Source organism: Bradyrhizobium sp. SZCCHNRI3052 (assembly GCF_032484895.1).
Taxonomy (GTDB): domain Bacteria; phylum Pseudomonadota; class Alphaproteobacteria; order Rhizobiales; family Xanthobacteraceae; genus Bradyrhizobium.
In genome coordinates this window covers 925193-945870 of record NZ_JAUETW010000001.1, presented here as the reverse complement: position 1 = coordinate 945870, position 20678 = coordinate 925193, and the positions used below count along the sequence as shown (strand labels likewise).

The window sequence follows — 20678 nt, the reverse complement described above, 5'->3', positions numbered from 1 at the left end:
CCGCCGCTTACAGATGAGCCAGTCCTTCATGGCCGCAGCGTCCTTCACCGTACGGGCCGAAAGCGCCAGCGCGATCGCCACCATCAGGTGCCGCAGCGCGCAGGACGCGCTGCTGACGGCCAATGCCTATCTGCGTCTCGGCGCCGCCTGCGTCAGCATCGAGATGCCCGGCGGACAAAGCATGAGCCCGGACCGGCTCGATGCGCTGCTTAACGATTCTGGCGGGCGCATCGGCTTCTGAAATCGGGCGTCGGGCGCACCGCCACTCTTCCCTGGCGTGATCGCGACGGCTTGTGCGGGAGCATTTCGGGAGTGCGTCCAGGCTCAGGATGACGACGCTTCGACGCGGTCGTCGGGGAGCGCCGTCCGCCACGAGACATCGGTAATGTAGGGGCCGTACAGGACATCCTGGCGCCGCTGGTAAATGATCGTGAGGGCGACGGCGGCGATGAAACAGATTGCAGTCAAAATGGCTAGTTCGAACATGGTTCAACTCCATCGCACAGCACGTGGCGGATGAAGGGCGTCGGCGTCAAATGGAAGCCGGCGTTAAGCTGAAGAGGAAAGCTTAATGCACGCGAGGCATCCTGCGTCGCAGGCGAACAGCCAAAGCAGAACCTCTGGGTCCGCGCGGCTGAACCTCGGGTCGAGAGTCCGGCCGCTCGGCGCGCGCTACTCAGCGACGGTCGACTGACCGGTATCAAGCTCCGGAAACATCGCCCGGCAGCTCAGGCAATAGGATTCGAAAATAAAGCTCAGCAACGTGGACATCGGTAACCCCCATCAGTCGATGTGATGCTGGGCAACTTGCCGGGGGACTGTTTCAGGACGACTTCGTGCGCCCGGCGAAGTGGTTTCGATCGGTGCCAGGAAAGCTTCGTGGTCACAGGACGTCGGCGCGCGCACGCTCCTGAAGATGAAGTTGTTGCAATAGTCCTTCCGCTTCCAGAACCATTCGCCATCGGCGCGCTGATGGATTTCCGGGTCGAAGGCAGACAACGGAAGCAATCTCCCGCGGCTCAGGAATTGGCCCCGATAGCCGAGACCCCGCAGGAGCAAGAATGTCTCCTTCACCCTGTCGAGCGTCGCCAGGCGGCGGTCGCACTCGACCACGATCAACGGCCGGCATCGGCGCAAGGTGCGCTCGGCGCCGCGCAGTACGTCGAGTTCGGCACCCTCGACGTCGATCTTGATCGCAGAGACGTTTGCGGTGTCAGGGAGATAGTCGTCCAGCGACGTCGTCTGCACCTGGATCGCCTTCGAGGTCTCGGCGGGCCGGAGCAGCGAAGCTCCGGGCTGATGCCCTTCGGGAACGAACAGGGTTTTCCTGCTGGAGCGCGAATAGACGGCGCGCGGTTCGACGACGACATTGTCGAGCGAGAACCGGGAGCAGAGCCGCGCCAATCGTTCGGCAAGATCCGGCTGGGGCTCGAAGGCGATGACCCGCCCCGGCGCCGACCACCGTGCCAGCCAGTAGAGAAAACTGCCCTTGTTGGCGCCGATGTCGCAGACGATGTCGCCGCGCCGGATGTGACGCTGCAACTCGGACAGCTCCGTCTTGTGGTCGCGGAATCGGGACCGCAGGATTCTGACCAGAAACCGGGATGCCTCATGTTTCGCCAACCGAGCCCCCCAACGCCATGGCTACGCGCCCGCCAAACGAGGGCGGGCTCGGGTGCGCACGCCCTGTCGTTCACGGCAATGCTTCAAAATGGACGAGTGGCGGGGCGCCAGGATGGCGCTGGCGTGGCGATTGGCGATCCCAGCAGGACTCGAACCTGCAACCCGCGGAGTAGAAATCCGCTACTCTATCCAGTTGAGCTATGGGACCGGCGTCGCGAGACGACTATCGCCCGGTGACCATCCCAAGATGAACGTCCGGAGGATGAGCGTCATGGGATGGGTGCCGAGGGCAAAGCCCGGCCGGCGCGCTTTCCATAGCACGGGTCATATGAAAAATCTTCCGTTTCGCCAAGAGCGGCCGAACCCGACGGAGGCCCGGCGAGACCAAGCGGAGGCGGAGGTGGGTCTATCGCCCCATTTGCGCGTCAGCGGCGCCGGATCGACGGCCGCCGCGGCTTGTCTGTATGCCATGTCCTGTGAATTGCCCGTTGATGAACAGATTTTCCTGTCGCATGTGCGTGCCGATGGTCGCGCCTGGGACGGGCCGCTCGCCGGTCCGCTGCAACCTTTGCCATCAGTCCGTCACCATTTCGCGTCCATTCTCGCCACGAATCGGCCAAACACGGACATCTCTCCGCGTGTCCGGAACAGCCGCCCCAATCGCCGTCCAAGGAGCTGCCCCATGATCGGTCTGGTTCGCGCCGCCGTCCTCTGCGCCATCATGGCGCTCGGTCTTGCTTCTGCCCTTGCCGCCGACAAGGCGTTCAAGCGCGACGACCTCGCCGATGCCGCGATCAAGCTGGAGGCGCAGATCAAGAGCGAGGCGGGGGCGGTGAACAAGCCGCTGGCGACGCTTCGCACCGATGCCGACGCGGCGCTGCGGCGGAACGACCTACGGACCGGCCTGCAGATCCTCGGGCAGATCGCGACCGCTGCGCCGGATGATTCCGGTAACTGGCTGCGGCTGGCGCGCACCGTGCTCAACCAGATCAAGCCGATCAATCCGTCGGAGCAGACCTTCCTCCTGGAGCGGGCCTCGACGGCGGCCTACATCGCCTATCAGCGCGCCGGAAATGCCGGCGAGGAGGCGGATGCGCTGGCCGTGCTCGGCAAGACCATGGCCGAGCGCAAGCTGTGGCGGCCAGCGCTGGATTCGCTCAGGATGTCGCTCGAGCTGCGTGAGGTGGCCGATGTCCGTGGGCAGTATGAGCGGATGCGCGACGAGCACGGCTTCAAGCTGCTCGACTACACCGTGGATTCGGACTCGGCGAGCCCGCGCGCCTGCTTCCAGTTCTCCGAGGATCTCGCCAAGCGCACCGACTTCTCGCCGTTCGTGGCCCAGGCCGGCAATGACAAGCCGGCGCTGACCTCGGAGGACAAGCAGCTCTGCGTCGAGGGTCTCAAGCACGGCGAGCGCTACAACATCAATCTGCGCGCCGGGCTGCCGTCGGGCGTCAAGGAGAGCCTGCCGAAATCGGCCGAGTTCAACATCTATGTTCGCGACCGCAAGCCGTTCGTGCGCTTCACCGGCAAGGCCTATGTGCTGCCGCGCACCGGGCAGAAGGGCATTCCGCTGGTCAGCGTCAACACGCCGGCGGTCACCGTCAACGTGTTCCGGATCGGCGACCGCAATTTGATCAACACCGTCATCGACAGCGACTTCCAGCGGCCGCTGTCGAGCTATCAGCTCACCGATCTCGGCAATGAGCGCGGCATGAAGGTGTGGAGCGGCGAGCTGTCGACCGCGATGACCCTGAACCAGGACGTCACCACCGCCTTCCCGGTCGATCAGGCGCTGAGCGACATGCAGCCCGGCGTGTATGTGATGACGGCGGCGCCGAAGGGGCCGACGAGCGGCAATGACGAGGACGGCGGCCAACTCGCGACACAATGGTTCATCGTCTCCGATCTCGGAGTCGCCGCGTTCTCCGGCAATGACGGCATTCACGTGTTCGTCAATTCGCTGGCCTCGACTGATCCGGTCGCGCGCGCCGAGGTGCGGCTGGTGGCGCGCAACAACGAGATCCTCGCGACGCGCAAGACCGACGACGCCGGCCACGTGCTGTTCGAGACGGGCCTGGCGCGTGGCGAGGGCGGGCTGTCGCCAGCGATGCTGACCGTGTCGGGCGAGAAGACCGACTATGCCTTCCTCAGCCTGAAGACGTCAGCCTTCGACCTGTCCGATCGCGGCGTCGCCGGGCGCGAAGCGCCCACGGGGCCGGACGCTTTCGTCTATTCCGAGCGCGGCGTCTACCGCTCCAACGAGACGGTCTACCTCACCGCGCTGCTGCGCGACGGCAAGGGCAATGCCATGACCGGCACGCCGCTGACGCTGGTCGTCGAGCGTCCCGACGGCGTCGAGTTTCGCCGCGCGGTGCTGCCGGACCAGGGCGCCGGCGGCCGTTCGTTCAGCGTGGCGCTGAACTCGGCGGTGCCGACCGGCACCTACCGCGTGCGCGCCTTCACCGACCCAAAGGGGACGGCGGTCGGCGAGACCACCTTCATGGTCGAGGATTACGTCCCCGAGCGGCTGGAATTCGATTTGAGCTCCAAGGACAAGCAGATCAAGGCTGAGACTCCGGTGGAGGTGAAGGTCGACGGCCATTTCCTCTACGGTGCGCCGGCCTCCGGCCTGCAGCTCGAGGGCGACCTGCTGGTGACGACCGCGCCCGAGCGGCCGGGGTTCCCGGGCTACCAGTTCGGCGTCGCCGACGAGGAGAGCGCCTCCAACGAGCGCACCCCGATCGAAGGCATGCCGGAAACGGACGAGAAGGGCGCGGCGACGTTCCCGGTCAGCCTGCCCAAGCCGCCGTCCTCCAGCCGGCCGCAGGAGGCGCAGATCTATGTGCGCCTGGCTGAGACCGGCGGCCGCGCCGTCGAGCGCAAGCTGGTGCTCCCCGTGGCGCCCAAGGCCGCGCAGATCGGCATCAAGCCGTCGTTCTCGGGAAAAAGCGTCGGCGAGGGCGAGAAGGCCGAGTTCGACGTCGTGTTTGTCTCGCCCGAGGGGAGGACGCTGGCTCGCAACGGGCTGCGTTATGAGCTGCTCAAGATCGAGTCGCGCTATCAATGGTATCGGCAGAACTCCTATTGGGAGTATGAGCCGGTGAAATCGACGCGGCGCGTGGGCGACGGCGACGTCACGATATCAGCCAACAAGCCGGCGCGGCTGAGCTTCCAGCCGGAGGCCGGGCGCTATCGCCTCGACGTCAAGTCGGCGGATGCCGACGGCCCGGTGACGTCGCTGCAGTTCGATGTCGGCTGGTACACCGACGGCAGCGCAGACACGCCGGATCTCTTGGAGACCTCGCTCGACAAGCCGCAATACCAGTCCGGCGAGAACATGGTCGTGACGGTCAATGCGCGCACTGCCGGCAAGCTGACGGTCAACGTGCTCGGCGACCGGCTACTGACGACGCAGACCACCGAGGTCAAGGAAGGTACCAACCAAGTCAAGCTTGCGGTCGGCAAGGATTGGGGCACCGGCGCCTATGTCGTCACGACGCTGCGTCGTCCGCTCGATGCGGCCGCGCAGCGCATGCCGGGCCGCGCGCTCGGCGTCGCCTGGTTCGGCATCGACAAATCAGCGCGCACGCTCAACGTGGCTCTGACGCCGCCTGCGCTGGTACGTCCGGGCTCGGCGTTGAAGATTCCGGTCAAGGTCGGCGGGCTCAATCCCGGCGAGGACGCCAAGATCGTGATCGCGGCGGTCGATGTCGGCATTCTCAACCTCACCAACTACAAGCCGCCGGCGCCCGACGATTACTATCTCGGCCAGCGCCAGCTCTCCGCCGAGATCCGCGACCTCTATGGCCAGCTGATCGACGGCATGCAGGGCACGCGCGGCCAGATCCGCTCGGGCGGTGACAGTGGCGGAGCCGAGCTGCAGGGCTCGCCGCCGACGCAGAAGCCGCTGGCGCTGTATTCGGGCATCGTGACCGTCGGGTCCGATGGCACCGCCGAGGTCAGCTTCGATATTCCGGAGTTCGCAGGAACTGCGCGGGTGATGGCGGTCGCGTGGAGCGCCACGAAAGTCGGCCGGGCCAATGTCGACGTCACCGTGCGCGATCCGGTGGTGTTGACCGCGACCTTGCCGCGCTTTTTGCTGAGCGGCGACCGCGGCACGCTGTCGTTCGACCTCGATAACGTCGAGGGTGCGCCCGGCGACTATGTCGTCGACGTCAAGGCCAGCGGCCCGGTCGGGGTCTCCGGCAATGCCAACGTCACGCTGAAGCTCGCCGCCAAGCAGCGGGCGTCGTCGACGCTGCCGCTGGATGCCAGCGGCACCGGTACGGCGCAGCTCGACGTCGATATCAAGGGCCCCAACGGGCTGGCGCTGGCGCGGCACTATCAGCTCGACGTCAAGCCGGCGACCCAGGTGCTGGCGCGGCGCTCGATCCGCACGCTCGCGAAGGGCGAGAGCCTGACGCTGACATCGGACATGTTCAATGATCTCGTGGCGGGCACCGGTACGGTGTCGCTGTCGGCGGGACTGTCGACAGCGCTCGATGCGGCGACCATCCTCAAGGCGCTCGACCGCTATCCGCATGGCTGCTCGGAGCAGATCACCAGCCGCGCGATGCCGCTGCTCTATGTCAACGAGCTCGCAGCCGGCGCGCATCTCGCGATGGACACCGAGGTCGACCAGCGCATCCGCGACTCGATCGACCGCTTGCTGGCGCGTCAGGGCTCCAACGGCTCGTTCGGCCTGTGGTCGGCCGGCGGCGACGATCCCTGGCTCGATGCCTACGTGACGGATTTCCTGACCCGCGCCCGCGAGAAGGGCTTTGCCGTGCCGGACGTGCTGTTCAAGAGCGCGCTCGACCGCGTCAGGAACTCGGTGGTCAATGCCGAGGAGCCAGAGAAGAGCGGCGGCCGCGATCTCGCCTACGGCCTCTACGTGCTCGCGCGCAACGGCGCGGCGCCGATCGGCGACCTGCGCTATCTCGCCGACACCAAGCTCGGCAATCTCGCAACTCCAATTGCCAAGGCGCAGCTCGCCGCGGCGCTCGCGCTGGTCGGCGACCGCGCCCGCGCCGAGCGGGTCTATGCGGCAGCCGCCGACAGCCTCGCGCCGAAGCCCGTGCTGGTGTTCGGCCGCACCGATTACGGCTCCGACCTGCGTGATGCGGCGGCATTGGTGTCACTGGCCGGCGAAGGCAATGCGCCGCGCGCGACGCTGACGCAGGCGGTGACCCGCGTCGAGGCAGCGCGTGGCCTGACGCCGTACACCTCGACGCAGGAGAATGCGTGGATGGTGCTGGCGGCGCGTGCGCTCGCCAAGGAGACGCTGACGCTCGATGTCAACGGGCAGGCGGTGAAGCAGGCGCTGTACCGCAGCTACAAGGCGGCTGAGCTCTCGGGCCAGCCGCTGAAGATCACCAACACCGGTGATGCGCCGGTGCAGGCGGTGGTCTCCGTCTCCGGCTCGCCGCTGACGCCGGAGCCGGCGGCATCGAACGGCTTCAAGATCGAGCGTGGCTACTACACGCTCGACGGCAAGCCGGCCGATATCAGAACCGCGAAGCAGAACGACCGTTTCGCTGTCGTGCTGAAGGTCACCGAGGCCAAGCCGGAATACGGGCACATCATGGTGTCCGACTATCTACCGGCGGGGCTGGAGATCGACAATCCGCATCTGGTGTCGTCGGGCGACAGCGGCACGCTGGACTGGATCGAGGACGGCCAGGAACCGGTCAATACCGAGTTCCGCGACGACCGCTTCACCGCCGCGCTCGACCGCGCCGCGGATTCCAAGTCCGTGTTCACGGTCGCCTATGTGGTGCGGGCGGTGTCGCCGGGCAAATACGTGCTGCCACAGGCCTATGTCGAAGACATGTACAATCCCTCACGCTATGGTCGGACCGGTACGGGCTCCGTGGAGGTCCGCGCGGCGAAATGAGCGAGGGTGGAACGAGTGATCGTGAGTTGGGTGGCCGGACGGTGCCGCACACTCCGTCATGCCCAGGCTTGACCCGGGCATCCATCGCTCGCGGCGACGAAGGCGCGGCTGGCCGGGACAAGCCCGGCCATGACCCGAGGAGAGGGCGGAGCGTCAAACGGCTGCTCGCGGGCGCGCTGTTCTTGTTCGTCGCAGTCGTCCTTGCCTTCACCGCCTACACCATCTCTCTCGGCCCGCTGCCGCTGCGCGAGGCCAGAGCCGTGTCCACCACCGTCGTCGACCGCCACGGCAAGCTGCTGCGCGCCTATGCGATGGCGGATGGGCGCTGGCGGCTGCCGGTCAGCGCGAAGAAGGACGTCGATCCGACCTATTTGAGACTGCTGTTCGCCTATGAGGACCAGCGCTTCTACGACCATCACGGCGTCGACCCCCGCGCGCTGGCGCGCGCCACGATCCAGCTCGGCGCGCACGGCCACATCGTGTCGGGCGGCTCGACCATCACGATGCAGCTGGCGCGGCTGCTCGAGCCCAGGCGGCAGCGCTCGCTGCACGCCAAGCTCAGGCAGATCGTGCGCGCGCTCGAGCTCGAGCATGAGCTGAGCAAGGACGAGATCCTCGATCTCTACCTGACGCTCGCGCCCTATGGCGGCAATCTCGAAGGCATCCGCGCCGCCTCGATCGCGTATTTCGGCAAGGAGCCGAAGCGGCTGTCACTGGCGGAAGCGGCACTCTTGGTGGCGCTGCCGCAGTCACCGGAGACGCGGCGACTCGACCGGCATCCCGAGGCCGCTCGACGCGGCCGCGACCGCGTTCTCGACCGCATGGTGTCGGAGAACGTGATCTCCGCCGAGGACGCGGCGCAGGCGAAGGCGCAAGCCGTGCCGGCCTTCCGCCAGCCGATGCCGATCCTGGCGCCGCATGCTGCCGACCAGGCCTCGGCGACCGTCAAGGATCAGCCGATCATCCGCCTTACGCTGGACGCCTCGCTGCAGAAGGTGCTGGAGCCGCTGGCGCGCGATCGCGCCATCGCATTGGGACCGAACGTCTCGGTCGGCATCATCGTGGTCGACAATGACAGCGGTGACGTGCTCGCCCATGTCGGATCGGCCGACTATTTCGACGAGAGGCGGGCAGGGCAGGTCGACATGACCCGCGCGGTGCGTTCGCCAGGCTCGACCCTGAAGCCGTTCATCTATGGGCTCGCCTTCGAGGACGGCTTCGTGCATCCGGAGAGCCTCATCGAGGACCGCCCGGTGCGCTTCGGCTCCTACGCGCCGGAAAATTTCGACATGACGTTCCAGGGCACGGTGCCGGTGCGCAAGGCGCTGCAACTGTCCCTGAACGTTCCCGCCATCGTGCTGCTCGATCGTGTCGGCGCCAGCCGGCTGTCGTCGCGACTGAAACAGGCCGGCGGCAATTTGGTGCTGCCGAAGGACGAAGCCCCAGGCCTCGCCATGGGCCTCGGCGGCGTCGGCGTGACCCTGCAGGACCTCGCCCAGCTCTATGCCGGATTCCCGCGCCTGGGCACCACCAGGCCGCTGCGCGAGATCATGACCGGCGAGGGCACCGACGATGCCCGCGAGCCGTTGCGGCTGATGGATTCGGCGGCCGCCTGGCAGGTCGGCAACGTGCTGCTGGGGACCCCGCCTCCGGAAAACGCAGCCCGCAACCGGATCGCCTTCAAGACCGGTACCAGCTACGGCTATCGCGACGCCTGGTCGGTCGGTTTCGACGGCCGCGTGACGATCGGCGTCTGGGTCGGCAGGCCCGACGGCGCGCCGGTGCCCGGCCTGATCGGCCGCGTCGCCGCGGCGCCGATCCTGTTCGACGCTTTTGCCCGCAGCGGCAAGCTGCCGGCGACACTGCCAAAGCCGCCCAAGGGTGCGCTTGTCGCCAGCAATTCAAAGTTGCCGCTGCCCCTGCGCCGGTTCCGGCCGGTCGGAGAACTGGTGCGGACCGGCGCAGAGCAGGCGCCGCACATTCAGTTCCCGCTGAACGGCTCCCGCATCGATGTCGACCGGTCCGCCGGTCCCGAGGCGTCGGTGATGCCGGTGAAAGTGTCCGGGGGCGTGCTGCCGCTGACCATGCTGGTCAATGGACTAGCCGTCGGCGAGATCGACAGCCGGCGCCAGCGCCTGATCGATCCGCCCGGGCCGGGCTTTGCCCGCCTCACCGTGATCGATGCCACGGGCGCTGCGGACACAGTTGTGGTCAGAATCCAGTGAGGGTTCGCTAAGCGGTTGTCGACATAGCGGTTTCAGCGTATTCGGAACCCCATGGTCGAGACCTTTGCCCGCCCCCGTTTTGGAGAGCCGCGCGAGCCGAAGAACCTGGTCAATCCAGGCAATCGGCTGGTGCGGATGATCGATGTCGTCACCGTGAGCCACACCAGGGCGGTGACGTTCCTGCTCGTCTGCGGGCTGCTGTTGTTCCTGCCGGGCTTCTTCACCATCCCGCCGATCGATCGCGACGAGGCGCGCTTCGCCCAGGCGACCAAACAGATGGTCGAGAGCGGCGATTACGTCGATATCCGCTTCCAGGACGACGTGCGCTACAAGAAGCCAGTCGGCATCTACTGGTTGCAATCGGCTGCGGTCGAGACGGCGTCGGCGATCGGTCTGCCGCGTGCGCAGCTGCGCATCTGGGTCTACCGCATTCCCTCGCTGATCGGTGCCATCGGCGCGGTGCTGCTGACCTATTGGACCGCGCTCTCCTTCGTGACACGGCGCGGCGCCGTGTTCGCCGCCCTGCTGATGTGCTGCTCGGTGCTGCTCGGGGCGGAAGCCCGGCTCGCCAAGACCGACGCGATGCTGCTGTTCACCGTGGTGGCTGCGATGGGTGCGCTGGCCCGCGTGTATCTGTCGTGGCAGCGCGGCGAGGATCCGGTGCATCCACCGTGGGGACCGCCTGCGATCTTCTGGACGGCGCTCGCCGGCGGCATCCTGATCAAGGGCCCGCTGATTCTGATGTTCGCAGGACTGACGATCGTGGCGCTGGCGATCATGGATCGTGGTGCCGGCTGGCTATCGCGTCTGCGCCCTCTATGGGGACTGATGTGGATGCTGGTGCTGGTGCTGCCCTGGTTCGTGCTGATCTTCCTGCGCGCCGGCGACACCTTCTTCGCCGATTCCGTCGGCGGCGACATGCTGAGCAAGATCGGCGCCCAGGAGTCGCACGGCGCACCGCCGGGACTTTATCTGCTGCTGTTGTTCATCACCTTCTGGCCCGGCGCGCCGCTGGCCGCTATGGCGGCGCCTGCGGTATGGCGCGCGCGGCGCGAGCCGGGGGCGCAGTTCCTGCTGGCCTGGCTGCTGCCGTCCTGGGTCGTGTTCGAGGCCGTCCTGACCAAGCTGCCGCATTATGTGCTGCCGCTCTATCCGGCAATCGCCATCCTCACCGTGGGCGCGCTGGAGCGGCGGGTGCTGGCGCGCAACTGGCTGCGGCGCGGCGCCGCCTGGTGGTTCGCGATTCCCGCCATCACATCGGTGGTGGCCGTGATCGGCGCCATCATCGTCACGCACCAGCCGGTGTTCCTGGCCTGGCCGTTCGTGGCGGCGTCGCTGATTTTCGGCCTGTTCGCCTGGTGGCTCTATGACGACGGCCGTGCCGAGCGCTCGCTCTTGAATGCCGGCGTGGCGGCGATGTTCCTGGCGTTCGTGGTGTATGGCGCCGTGCTGCCGGCGCTGACACCGCTGTTTCCCAGCGCGGAGATTGCGCGCGCGCTGCGCAACGTGGTCTGCGTCGGGCCGAAGGCGGCAGCGGCAGGTTTCCACGAACCTAGCCTCGTGTTCATGACAGGAACCTCGACGCAGCTCACCGACGGCTCGGGGGCGGCCGACTTCCTCAACCATGGCGCGTGCCGCTTCGCGCTTGTCGAGCAGCGCACCGAACGGGCGTTCGTGCAGCGCGCCGAGGCCATCGGGCTGCGCTACAACGTCGCCAAGCGCATCGACGGCTACAACATCTCGCAAGGCCGCCCGGTCTCGATTGCGATCTATCGTTCGGAAGGCACCGAGTAGATGTCGGCGCCAGACACGCCCTCGCTGTCGTCAGGCTATCTCGCCCAGCTCGCGCTGGTCGGCAAATTCTCGTTCGGCCGGCTGGTTCGGCGGCCGCAGACCGCGCCGGACGCTGCGGGCCGGCAACGCCTGCGACGCGAGCTTCTCCTGCTCGGTGCCATCGGCCTGAGTGTGGTCTTGATGCTGATGTTCACCTTCGATGCCTACGAAATCGGGCTGATGCCGGCGCGTGGAACACCGAGCCTGTGGCCGGTGCGCATCATCACCGAATTCGGCCAGGACGAATACGTGCTGGGACTGCTGGCAGTGGGGGTCGTCGCGACGATCCTGATCGCGCCGTTGTGGCCTGAGGCTTCGCGCAGCCGCCTTCTGAACTTTGCGACGCATGTCCAGTTTTTCTTCTTCGCGGTTCTGCTCTCCGTGCTGTCGGCCCAGGTGTTGAAATACATCATCGGGCGCGGCCGTCCCTTCGTCGGCGGCAAGGCCAATGCGTTCAATTTCGAACCCTTCAACGGCACGCCGGCCTATTTCAGCATGCCGTCGGCGCATGCGGTGACCGCCTTCGCGCTCGCATTCGCCATTGCGGCCGTCTGGTCGCGGCTGCGGATACCAATGTTCATCTATGCCGTCGTGATTGCCCTGAGTCGGCTGGTGCTGCTGGCGCATCATCCAAGCGATGTGGTCGCCGGCGCCGTGGTCGGATTGGCCTGCGCCATGCTGGTCCGCTACTGGTTCGCAGCACGACGGCTGGGCTTCCGCCTGGGCAAGGACGGCCAAATCGTACCGCGCTAAAGGGGTTGATAGGCGGCCCCAAGCCCCATAATAAGCCTCCGCCGCATCGCCCGGGGCAGGAACCGGTCCAGTCACGCCATCGCGAGTCTCATCTTGTCGACCGAAACCCCCGTTGCCGTCTCCATCGTCGTTCCCGTGCGCAACGAGGCCGGCAACATCACGCCCCTGATCACCGAGATCGCGGCCGCGCTCGACGGTCTCTGGGCCTATGAGATCATCTACGTCAACGACGGCTCGACCGATGACACCGCGCAACGGCTCGCCGAGGAGATGGCGCGGCGGCCGAACCTGCGCGTGCTGCGCCATGAGAAGTCGTCCGGGCAATCGGCGGCCGTGAGAAGCGGCATCCGCGCGGCCCACGGCGCGATGGTTGCGACGCTGGACGGCGACGGGCAGAACAATCCCGCTTTCCTGCCCGACCTCATCGCTGCGCTCGAAAAGGGCGGGGCGGGTGTCGGCCTCGTCGCAGGCCAACGCGTCGGTCGCAAGGACACCGGCTTCAAGAAACTGCAATCGCGGCTTGCCAACAAGATCCGCAATGCGGTGCTGCATGACGGCACCCGCGATACCGGCTGCGGCCTCAAGGCGGTCCGCCGCGACGTCTTCCTGATGATGCCGTATTTCGATGGTCTGCACCGCTTCCTTCCCGCCCTGGTGCGGCGTGAGGGCTACGACATCGCCTACATCGACGTGACAGATCGACCCCGGCACTCCGGTGTCTCGAACTACGGGTTCTTCGACCGGCTCTGGATCGGGATCATGGATCTCGCCGGCGTGTGGTGGCTGATCCGCCGCAAGAAGCCGACGCCGGTTGTGATCGAGGTAAAGTAATGCTGATTCAATTCGGGCAGGCGTTCAGCAACTATCTCTACGACATCTTCATCGCCAAATTTGATTTCTGGCTGGTGTTCGGCCTCGCCGCCCAACTGGCCTTCGCCGCGCGCTTCCTTGTGCAGTGGATCGCCAGCGAGCGCGCGGGCAAGAGCGTGGTGCCCCTTGCCTTCTGGTTCTTCTCGATCGGCGGCGGCCTCATGACGCTGATCTATGGTCTCGTCAAACGCGAGCCGGTCATCATCTTCGGCCAGTTGCTGTCGAACATCATCTACGTCCGCAACGTGATGCTGATCTTCAAGAACCGTCAGCGCGAGTCGCAGACGCTGAGCAATTGACCGGAGCGGGCTTCAGGTTCACAGGGCGGATGTGCCGTCGCCCGTTCGTGGGGCCGTCCTGCGCTCAGCGCGGCAGCGGCTGGGCCGAGGATGGGGGCAGGGTCACGGTCGTCGCCACGCTGTCAGCCGCCTCGCCGCGGCGCGTCGCAATCTCGCCGGCGGCATCGAGCACGGGATAGGCGACCGAGCAGATGTGCGAGTGGATCCGCCTGAGGTCACGCAGCACGTCGAGATGCAGTGAGGTGGTTTCGAGCGTCTCCGAGCGGCCGTCGCGCAGACGTTCGAGGTGCCGCTCGGTCGCGCCGAGCTCGGCGTTGCGGAGCTCGGCTTTCTGATCGAGCAATTGGTGCGCCTGCTGCGCATCGCCGGACATGAAGATGCCGAACGCGACGCGGAGCGCCTCCATGATCTGGCGGTGAAAGGCCTGCAACTCGTCGGCGCCCTCCGCGGAGAACTGGAACCTGCGCTTGATCTTCTTGGTTGCGAGCTCGCTCAGGTTCTTGTCGATGATGTCGCCGATGTGTTCGAGGTTGATCGCGAAGGAGATGATCTCCATCGCCCGCTTGCCCTCGCGATCGTCCAGGCTGCCCCGCGTCAGCTTGGTGATGTAAAGCTTGATGGCTTCGTCGAGCCGGTCGACGACATTGTCCGCGCGTGACACCTGATCCACGAGGCCACGGTCGTTGGTCATCATCGCGGTCATGACATTGCGCAACATGGTCTCGACCAGATCGCCCATGCGCAGCGCCTCGCGCGCCGCGTCCGCAAGCGCCAGCGACGGTGTCTCCAGCGCGGTCTCGTCGAGGTAGCGCGGCTTGGCGGGATCGACTTCGGCCGGGCGGTCGGGGAACAGTCTGACGAGCAGCTTCTCGATGCTGCCGAGCAGACCGATGAAGACCAGCGCCGTGCCGAGGTTGAATGCCATGTGAAACTGCGCGGTCAGCTTCGACAGATCCGGCTGCCATTGCTGCAGCTGAGCCGCGAGCGGATGCAGGAAGGGTGCGATCAGCGCGACGCCGATGATGCGGTTGAGGAGATTGCCGACGGGCAGGCGATAGCTCGCGGGATTGTCGCGCCGGGCGCCCTCGAACACCGGGTTGACGGCGCTGCCGAGATTGGCCCCGAGCACCAGTGCCATGGCCGCATCGGCCGTGATGAAATGCGCATAGGCCAGCGACATCACCAGCAGCACGCTCGCGACGCTGGAATGCACGATCCAGGTGACGGCGGCGCCGAAGATGATGCACAGCGTGACGTCGGCGGTGATCGCCTGCATGAACACGCGCATCGCCGGCGCCTCCTCGGCCGGCGCGAGCGTGTCGATCAGGATATGGAGCGACAGCAGCATCAGGCCGAGGCCGATCGACACCCGGCCGAGATCCTTGATGCGCGATCGCGGCCCGCTGCGGAACGCCACCAGGCCGAGCACGAACAGGATCGGCGCGACGGCCGCGACGTTGAACGACAGCACCTGGACGATCAGCGTGGTGCCGATATTGGCGCCCAGCATGATCGCCATCGCGGGGATCAGGCCGACGAGGCCTTCCGCAGCAAAGGAGGTGGTGATGAGCGCCGTTGCCGTGCTGCTCTGGAGAAGCGCGGTGAGGCCGAGTCCGGCCGCGAGGGCGCTGAAACGGTTCCGCAGCGCTCGCGACAGCAGCAGCCTGAGATCCGGGCCGAAGGCGCGCAGGATGCCGCTGTGGACCATGTGAAGGCCCCACAGCAGCAGCGCCACGCCACCCATCAGATCGAGCAGAACCATGATTCCCGTTCGTTCCCGCTTGTCTTCAGACCAAGGCTACGCCCAATCGGCCGGGGATCAACGCCAATTTGGCGGCCCCGGTTGCCCGATCGCGCGGCGCTCCGCCCCTGCAGGCGTGGTCAAGCGGCGTTGAACGCGGCAAAGCCGCGATCGAGATCGGCCTTGAGATCCTCGGTATTCTCGAGACCGATGTGCAGCCGCAATGTCGGACCGCCGGGTGCCCATGTGGTCGCCGTACGGTAGCTTGCGCAGTCGAACGGGATCGCCAGGCTCTCGAAGCCGCCCCAGGAATAGCCCATGCCGAACAGCGTGAGCGTGTCGAGCATGGCGTCGACGGCGGCCTGCGCCTTTGGTTGCAGCACGATGCTGAACAGGCCGGAGGCGCCGGTGAAATCGCGCTTCCAGATCGCGTGCCCCGGATGGCTTTCCAGCGCGGGATGCAGCACCTCGATCACCTCAGGACGCGCGGCGAGCCAGCGCGCCATCTCCAGGCCTGACCGGTGATGCTGCGCCAGGCGCACGCCAAGCGTCCGTACGCCGCGCAAGGCCAGGAACACGTCGTCCGGTCCGGCGCAGACGCCGAGCAGGCGGATGCCCTCGGAGATCAGCGGCCACGCCTTCGCATTGGCCGAAATCGTCCCGAACATGATGTCGGAGTGGCCGCCGATATATTTGGTGGCCGCCTGCATGCTGATGTCGACGCCCTGATCGAGGGAGCGATGGTAGAGCGGCGTCGCCCAGGTGTTGTCGTCGATGACCAGCGCGCCGTGCGCATGCGCAACCGCGGCAATGACGGGGATGTCCGGCATTTCGAAGGACTGCGAGCCCGGCGCCTCGACAACCACCGCGCGTGTATTCGGTTTGAGCAGTTGCTCAATTCCTGCGCCGATCAAGGGGTCGAAATAGGTCGTCTCGACGCCATAGCGTGCCAGCATGCCGTTGCAGAAATTGCGGGTTGGACGATAGATGCTATCGCACACCAGAACGTGGTCGCCGGCCTTGAGCACCGACAGCAGGGTGGTCGAGATGGCGCCGAGGCCTGACGGCGCGATGCCGACGCCGGCGCATTGCGGCCCCTCGAGCGCCATCAGCACTTGCTGCAGCGCCTTCGTGGTCGGGGTGCCGTGGCGGCCGTACTGGAATTCGCCGCGGTGTGCATGCAGATCTTCAGCCGTTGGATACAGGACCGTTGAACCATGAACGACAGGAGGATTCACGAATCCGTGCTGCGCTTTCGTGTCCCGCCCCGCCGTGACCAGCCGTGTCTCGACGTTTTGTCGCACCGCCGCAGCGGGGTCGTTCGATGATGCCATTCGCGTGTCTTTTCTCTTTGAACCTGCCGGGATAGCTGGAAATCAGGCCGCACTGCGGTCGTTAATAACAGAATGCAGAACAGGCCCGTCAACCCCTTGACCCGGACCGCCAGTCGTTCTGTGATGCCGGCGCAATTCGATCGCTGCACGTTGAGGGGCTTGCCGCGATTTCCGCTTCATCTCGCATGCACGGCTCCGTCGTGCATGGCGCGCGCCATATTCTTGGTATGGCGTTTGCAGAGGCGGATTCAGGTCGGCCCCTCCTACGCGCTGAGATTCATCGCTCCCCAAGGACGACCCGCGAAAGGCTGTATTTATGAAACGCGTCACTCTGGCTCTTACTCTTGCTCTCGCCCCGGTGCTGGCGAGCGTCGGCGCCCAGGCCGAAACGCTCAAGACCGTCAAGGATCGCGGCATGCTCGCCTGCGGCGTCAGCCAGGGCCTTCCTGGCTTCTCGGCGCCCGACGACAAGGGCAACTGGACCGGGCTCGACGTCGACGTTTGCCGCGCCATTGCCGCCGCGATCTTCAACGATCCGACCAAGGTCAAGTTCGTTCCACTGTCCGCCAAGGATCGCTTTACTGCACTGCAGTCGGGCGAGATCGACGTGCTGTCGCGCAACACCACCTGGACCCTGTCGCGTGACACCTCGCTGGGCGCCAATTTCGCCGGCGTGACCTATTACGACGGCCAGGGCTTCATGGTGAAGAAGGCCCTGAAGGTCAATTCGGCGCTCGAGCTCAACAGCGCCTCGATCTGCGTGCAGACCGGCACGACGACTGAGCAGAACCTCGCCGACTACTTCAAGGCCAACAAGATGAAGTACGAGGTGATCGCATTCGCCGGCCAAGACGAGACCATCAAGGCGTACGAATCTGGCCGTTGCGACGTCTTCACGACCGACGTTTCCGGCCTCTACGCCGAGCGGCTGAAGCTCGCCAATCCGGCCGATCACGTGGTGCTGCCGGAAGTGATCTCGAAGGAGCCGTTGGGCCCGATGGTCCGCCATGGCGACGACCAGTGGTTCGACATCGTCAAGTGGACCTTGTTCGGGCTGGTGACGGCCGAGGAGCTCGGCGTGACGCAGGCGAACGTCGATGAAATGGCCAAGTCGGACAAGCCGGAGTTCAAGCGCGCCTTCGGCACCGACGGCAATCTCGGCGAGCAGCTCGGCCTCACCAAGGACTGGTTCTACCGGATCGTGAAAGCGGTCGGAAACTACGGCGAGATGTATGATCGCAACGTCGGCGCCGGCTCCAAGCTGCAGATCGCGCGCGGTCTGAACCAGCTCTGGAACAAGGGCGGCCTGCAATACGCGCCGCCGATCCGCTGATCACTGCGCGATAGCGGGGCTGCGGCGAATGAGCATCGAAGCAAGGTTACCGCCTACGCAATATGGGCTTCGGCTGAAGCGTATGCTGGGTGGCAAGGCAGGATGGAACGGCATCATCCTCCAGATCCTGTTCGTCGCAGTGCTGGTGTGGGTTGGCTACGAGATCGTGGCCAACGCACGCAGCAACCTCGCCACCCAGCGGATCACGTCGGGCTTCGGCTTTCTCAACAATACGGCCGGCTTCGACGTCAACCAGACCCTGATCAGCTACTCCGGCTCCGACAGCTACAGCCGCGTGCTGATCGTCGGCGTGCTGAACACGCTGCTGGTCTCCGTCATCGGTATCGTGCTGGCGACCATCCTTGGCTTTCTGGTTGCGCTTGGCCGCTTGTCACCGAACGTATTGCTCTCGCGGGTCTCCGGCGCCTATGTCGAGCTGATCCGGAACCTGCCTCTCCTGTTCCAGATCCTGTTCTGGTATCTCGCGGTGTTGGCGGCTCTGCCCGGACCGCGGCAGAGCATCTCTCTTTTCTCGACCTTCTTTCTCAACAACCGCGGCTTCATCGTTCCGCGCCCGATCGAGGAGCCCGGCTTCACGCCGTTCGCGATCGTGCTCGGTGTGGCGATCGTGGTCTCGATCGGTCTGCACTATTACGCGCGGCGTGAGCTGTTCTTGCGCGGCCATGTGATCCGGATTTGGCCCTACGTGCTGGGGCTGCTGATCGGCCTGCCGCTAATTGCAATGCTCGTGTTCGGCGTGCCGATTTCGTTCGAGGTGCCGGCGCTCAAGGGATTCAACTTCGCCGGCGGCTCCCGCATCATTCCAGAGCTCGTTGCGCTGACCCTGGCGCTCACCATGTACACGGCGTCTTTCATCGCCGAGGTGGTACGGGCGGGAATCCTCTCGGTCCACAAGGGACAGATGGAAGCGGGGCTCTCGCTTGGACTGAGCCGCGGCACCGTGCTGCGCCTGATCGTCGTGCCACAGGCGCTCCGCGTCATCCTGCCGCCGCTGACGAACCAGTATTTGAACCTGACCAAGAATTCCTCGCTCGCGGTCGCTATCGGTTATCCCGATCTCGTGTCGGTGTTCGCGGGCACGACGATGAGCCAGACGGGGCAGGCCATCGAGATCATCGGAATCACGATGGGCGTCTATCTGGCGCTGTCGCTGATTACGAGCGCGATGATGAGCTTCTATAGCTGGCGGCTTGGGAAGAGACTTGGCGCATGACCGACATCACGGCCTCAACCTTCATCCGTCAGGACATGGCCGGAGAACGCCCGGCGCCCATCAAGACGACCGGTTTCGTCGGCTTCGTCCGCACGAGGCTGTTGAACTCGCCGACCAATATCCTGCTCACCCTGGTGAGCGCGCTGTTGATCTGGTTCACCGTGATCCCGGCCGTCAAGTTCCTGCTGGTCGACGCGGTGTGGGTCGGCAAGGACCGCGATGCATGCCTGGCGCAGAACGCCGGCCATCCGGTCGGCGCCTGTTGGCCCTACATTTCGGCGAAGTTCAGCCAGTTCATGTACGGCTTCTACCCGGAGGCCGACCGCTGGCGCGTCAATCTGACCTATGTGCTGGCGGTGGTGCTGCTCGTGCCGCTGCTGATTCCGCGCCTGCCGGCCAAAGGCCTTAATGCGGGTCTGTTCTTCTTCGCGCTGCCGGTGGTCGCGTTCTTCCTGCTCTATGGCGGTGGGCTGGAGGGCTTCGGCGTGAGCTGGACCACAGGCACCCTCCAGCTGTTCGTCGAGAGCATCGATACGGCCGGTAACGCGCTGGTGCGCGCCGGCGATAACGTGCCGGTGGTCGGCATGCTGCTGTGGCTGCTCGGCAAGCTGGTCGTGCTGATCGGAACGCTCGCATCGCTCGTGATCTGGCCGCTGGTCTGGATCCGCAATGAACTGCAGCAATCTCACCAGCCCGTGTGGAATGATCTCGCGCTCTCCGCGATCATTGTCACCGCGCTGGTGTTCATCATCGGCGGCGGGAGCAGGGCGCTGCGCAGCGTCATCGCCACGGCCGCGACCTTCGCCGGCATCGCCATCGTCATTGCGATCATGGGCCTCGATCGCGGCGGCCTTCCCATCGTCGACACAAGGCTGTGGGGCGGCATGCTGGTGACGCTGGTCGTCTCGGTGATCGGCATCGTCGCGTCGATGCCGATCGGCATTGCGCTTGCGCTCGGCCGCCGCTCGACCATTCCGCTGATCCGCGTCTTTTCGATCGCCTTCATCGAGCTGGTGCGCGGCGTGCCGCTGATCACGGTGCTGTTCTTCGCCACCTACATGCTGCCGCTGTTCCTGCCCGGCAATGTCAGGGTCGACGGCCTGGTACGGGCGCTGATCGGCGTTGCGCTGTTCTCCGGCGCCTACATGGCCGAGGTGATCCGCGGCGGCCTGCAGGCCATTCCGCGCGGCCAGGCGGAGGCGTCGAGCGCGCTCGGCCTGTCCTGGTGGAAGACGACGAGCTTCATCGTGCTGCCGCAGGCGCTGCGCCACGTCATCCCCGGTATCGTCAACAGCTTCATCTCGCTGTTCAAGGATACCTCGCTGGTCTCGATCGTGGCGCTGTTCGACTTGCTCGGCAGCCTCAAGGCTTCGTTGGCCGATCCGGTCTGGGCGACACCGACCACGGCTTTCACCGGCTTTGCCTTCACAGGAATGATCTACTTCGCCTTCTGTTTCGGCATGTCACGCTACTCCATGCTGGTCGAGCGCCGCCTCAACGCGCACCGGCGCCATTGACCCAGATATCGTCGAGA

Annotated in this window: 13 protein-coding genes, 1 tRNA gene and 1 pseudogene; 10 read left to right on the top strand and 5 right to left on the bottom strand. The window is 65.7% G+C overall.

Annotated features, from left to right (window positions below; genetic code table 11):
• Nucleotides 1-28 precede the first annotated feature (28 nt).
• Nucleotides 29-241: a hypothetical protein gene (locus QW887_RS04400; protein WP_315711835.1), complete on the top strand. Its 213-nt coding sequence runs from the start codon at nt 29-31 to the stop codon at nt 239-241.
• Between the two features lie 83 nt (nt 242-324).
• On the opposite strand, the gene QW887_RS04395 is transcribed toward QW887_RS04400, so the two are convergent.
• The 3 genes and pseudogenes from QW887_RS04395 to QW887_RS04385 form a co-directional block, all read right to left on the bottom strand.
• A complete protein-coding gene (locus QW887_RS04395; protein ID WP_315751088.1) occupies nt 325-486 on the bottom strand; it encodes a hypothetical protein in 162 nt (53 codons plus the stop codon).
• 402 nt (nt 487-888) lie between these two features.
• A pseudogene (locus tag QW887_RS04390) lies at nt 889-1623 on the bottom strand (FkbM family methyltransferase); the annotation flags it as partial.
• A 131-nt stretch (nt 1624-1754) separates the two neighbouring features.
• Nucleotides 1755-1831, bottom strand: a tRNA-Arg gene (locus QW887_RS04385).
• 474 nt (nt 1832-2305) lie between these two features.
• Between QW887_RS04385 and QW887_RS04380 the strand changes: the two genes are divergently transcribed.
• The 6 genes from QW887_RS04380 to QW887_RS04355 all read left to right on the top strand — a co-directional run bounded on the left by QW887_RS04380 (nt 2306) and on the right by QW887_RS04355 (nt 13502).
• A complete protein-coding gene (locus QW887_RS04380) occupies nt 2306-7522 on the top strand; it encodes an alpha-2-macroglobulin (RefSeq protein WP_316194199.1) in 5217 nt (1738 codons plus the stop codon).
• Nucleotides 7519-9747, top strand: coding sequence for a penicillin-binding protein 1C (gene pbpC, locus QW887_RS04375; protein WP_316194198.1), 2229 nt, complete (start codon nt 7519-7521; stop codon nt 9745-9747). The genes QW887_RS04380 and pbpC overlap by 4 nt, the downstream gene beginning before the upstream one ends.
• A 51-nt stretch (nt 9748-9798) precedes the next feature.
• The gene (locus tag QW887_RS04370) at nt 9799-11541 is read left to right on the top strand and encodes a glycosyltransferase family 39 protein (RefSeq protein ID WP_316194197.1); all 1743 of its coding nucleotides are present in this window, start codon (nt 9799-9801) and stop codon (nt 11539-11541) included.
• Nucleotides 11542-12333, top strand: coding sequence for a phosphatase PAP2 family protein (locus QW887_RS04365; RefSeq protein ID WP_315751095.1), 792 nt, complete (start codon nt 11542-11544; stop codon nt 12331-12333).
• Between the two features lie 93 nt (nt 12334-12426).
• Nucleotides 12427-13164 carry a glycosyltransferase family 2 protein gene (locus QW887_RS04360; protein WP_315711843.1) on the top strand — a complete coding sequence of 246 codons (738 nt, stop codon included), beginning with the start codon at nt 12427-12429 and terminating at the stop codon, nt 13162-13164.
• Nucleotides 13164-13502 (top strand): lipid-A-disaccharide synthase N-terminal domain-containing protein, encoded by a 339-nt coding sequence (locus QW887_RS04355; RefSeq protein ID WP_172109779.1) that lies wholly within the window; start codon nt 13164-13166, stop codon nt 13500-13502. The genes QW887_RS04360 and QW887_RS04355 overlap by 1 nt, the downstream gene beginning before the upstream one ends.
• A gap of 64 nt (nt 13503-13566) precedes the next feature.
• Here QW887_RS04355 and QW887_RS04350 read toward each other — a convergent pair whose 3' ends face one another.
• Together QW887_RS04350 and metC are read right to left on the bottom strand one after the other, a co-directional pair.
• A complete protein-coding gene (locus tag QW887_RS04350; protein ID WP_316170207.1) occupies nt 13567-15264 on the bottom strand; it encodes a Na/Pi cotransporter family protein in 1698 nt (565 codons plus the stop codon).
• Nucleotides 15265-15383: 119 nt separating this feature from the next.
• Nucleotides 15384-16577 carry a cystathionine beta-lyase gene (metC, locus tag QW887_RS04345; protein WP_315711845.1) on the bottom strand — a complete coding sequence of 398 codons (1194 nt, stop codon included), beginning with the start codon at nt 16575-16577 and terminating at the stop codon, nt 15384-15386.
• Between the two features lie 316 nt (nt 16578-16893).
• Between metC and QW887_RS04340 the strand changes: the two genes are divergently transcribed.
• From QW887_RS04340 to QW887_RS04330, 3 genes are read left to right on the top strand one after another with little or no spacing between them, the layout of a single operon-like run.
• Complete coding sequence (locus QW887_RS04340) at nt 16894-17910, top strand: amino acid ABC transporter substrate-binding protein (RefSeq protein WP_315711846.1); 1017 nt, start codon at nt 16894-16896, stop codon at nt 17908-17910.
• 28 nt (nt 17911-17938) lie between these two features.
• Nucleotides 17939-19144: an amino acid ABC transporter permease gene (locus QW887_RS04335; RefSeq protein ID WP_315751097.1), complete on the top strand. Its 1206-nt coding sequence runs from the start codon at nt 17939-17941 to the stop codon at nt 19142-19144.
• Nucleotides 19141-20661: an amino acid ABC transporter permease gene (locus tag QW887_RS04330; RefSeq protein ID WP_315751098.1), complete on the top strand. Its 1521-nt coding sequence runs from the start codon at nt 19141-19143 to the stop codon at nt 20659-20661. The genes QW887_RS04335 and QW887_RS04330 overlap by 4 nt, the downstream gene beginning before the upstream one ends.
• The last annotated feature ends 17 nt before the right edge of the window (nt 20662-20678 follow it).

What these genes read in the sequence shown, in the direction of transcription:
- metC (WP_315711845.1), bottom strand. Translation starts at nt 16,577, where the DNA reads ATGGCATCATCGAACGACCCCGCTGCGGCGGTGCGACAAAACGTCGAG.
- QW887_RS04380 (WP_316194199.1), top strand. Translation starts at nt 2,306, where the DNA reads ATGATCGGTCTGGTTCGCGCCGCCGTCCTCTGCGCCATCATGGCGCTC.
- QW887_RS04330 (WP_315751098.1), top strand. Translation starts at nt 19,141, where the DNA reads ATGACCGACATCACGGCCTCAACCTTCATCCGTCAGGACATGGCCGGA.
- QW887_RS04370 (WP_316194197.1), top strand. Translation starts at nt 9,799, where the DNA reads ATGGTCGAGACCTTTGCCCGCCCCCGTTTTGGAGAGCCGCGCGAGCCG.
- QW887_RS04365 (WP_315751095.1), top strand. Translation starts at nt 11,542, where the DNA reads ATGTCGGCGCCAGACACGCCCTCGCTGTCGTCAGGCTATCTCGCCCAG.
- QW887_RS04400 (WP_315711835.1), top strand. Translation starts at nt 29, where the DNA reads ATGGCCGCAGCGTCCTTCACCGTACGGGCCGAAAGCGCCAGCGCGATC.
- QW887_RS04355 (WP_172109779.1), top strand. Translation starts at nt 13,164, where the DNA reads ATGCTGATTCAATTCGGGCAGGCGTTCAGCAACTATCTCTACGACATC.
- QW887_RS04335 (WP_315751097.1), top strand. Translation starts at nt 17,939, where the DNA reads ATGAGCATCGAAGCAAGGTTACCGCCTACGCAATATGGGCTTCGGCTG.
- QW887_RS04340 (WP_315711846.1), top strand. Translation starts at nt 16,894, where the DNA reads ATGAAACGCGTCACTCTGGCTCTTACTCTTGCTCTCGCCCCGGTGCTG.
- QW887_RS04350 (WP_316170207.1), bottom strand. Translation starts at nt 15,264, where the DNA reads ATGGTTCTGCTCGATCTGATGGGTGGCGTGGCGCTGCTGCTGTGGGGC.
- pbpC (WP_316194198.1), top strand. Translation starts at nt 7,519, where the DNA reads ATGAGCGAGGGTGGAACGAGTGATCGTGAGTTGGGTGGCCGGACGGTG.
- QW887_RS04395 (WP_315751088.1), bottom strand. Translation starts at nt 486, where the DNA reads ATGTTCGAACTAGCCATTTTGACTGCAATCTGTTTCATCGCCGCCGTC.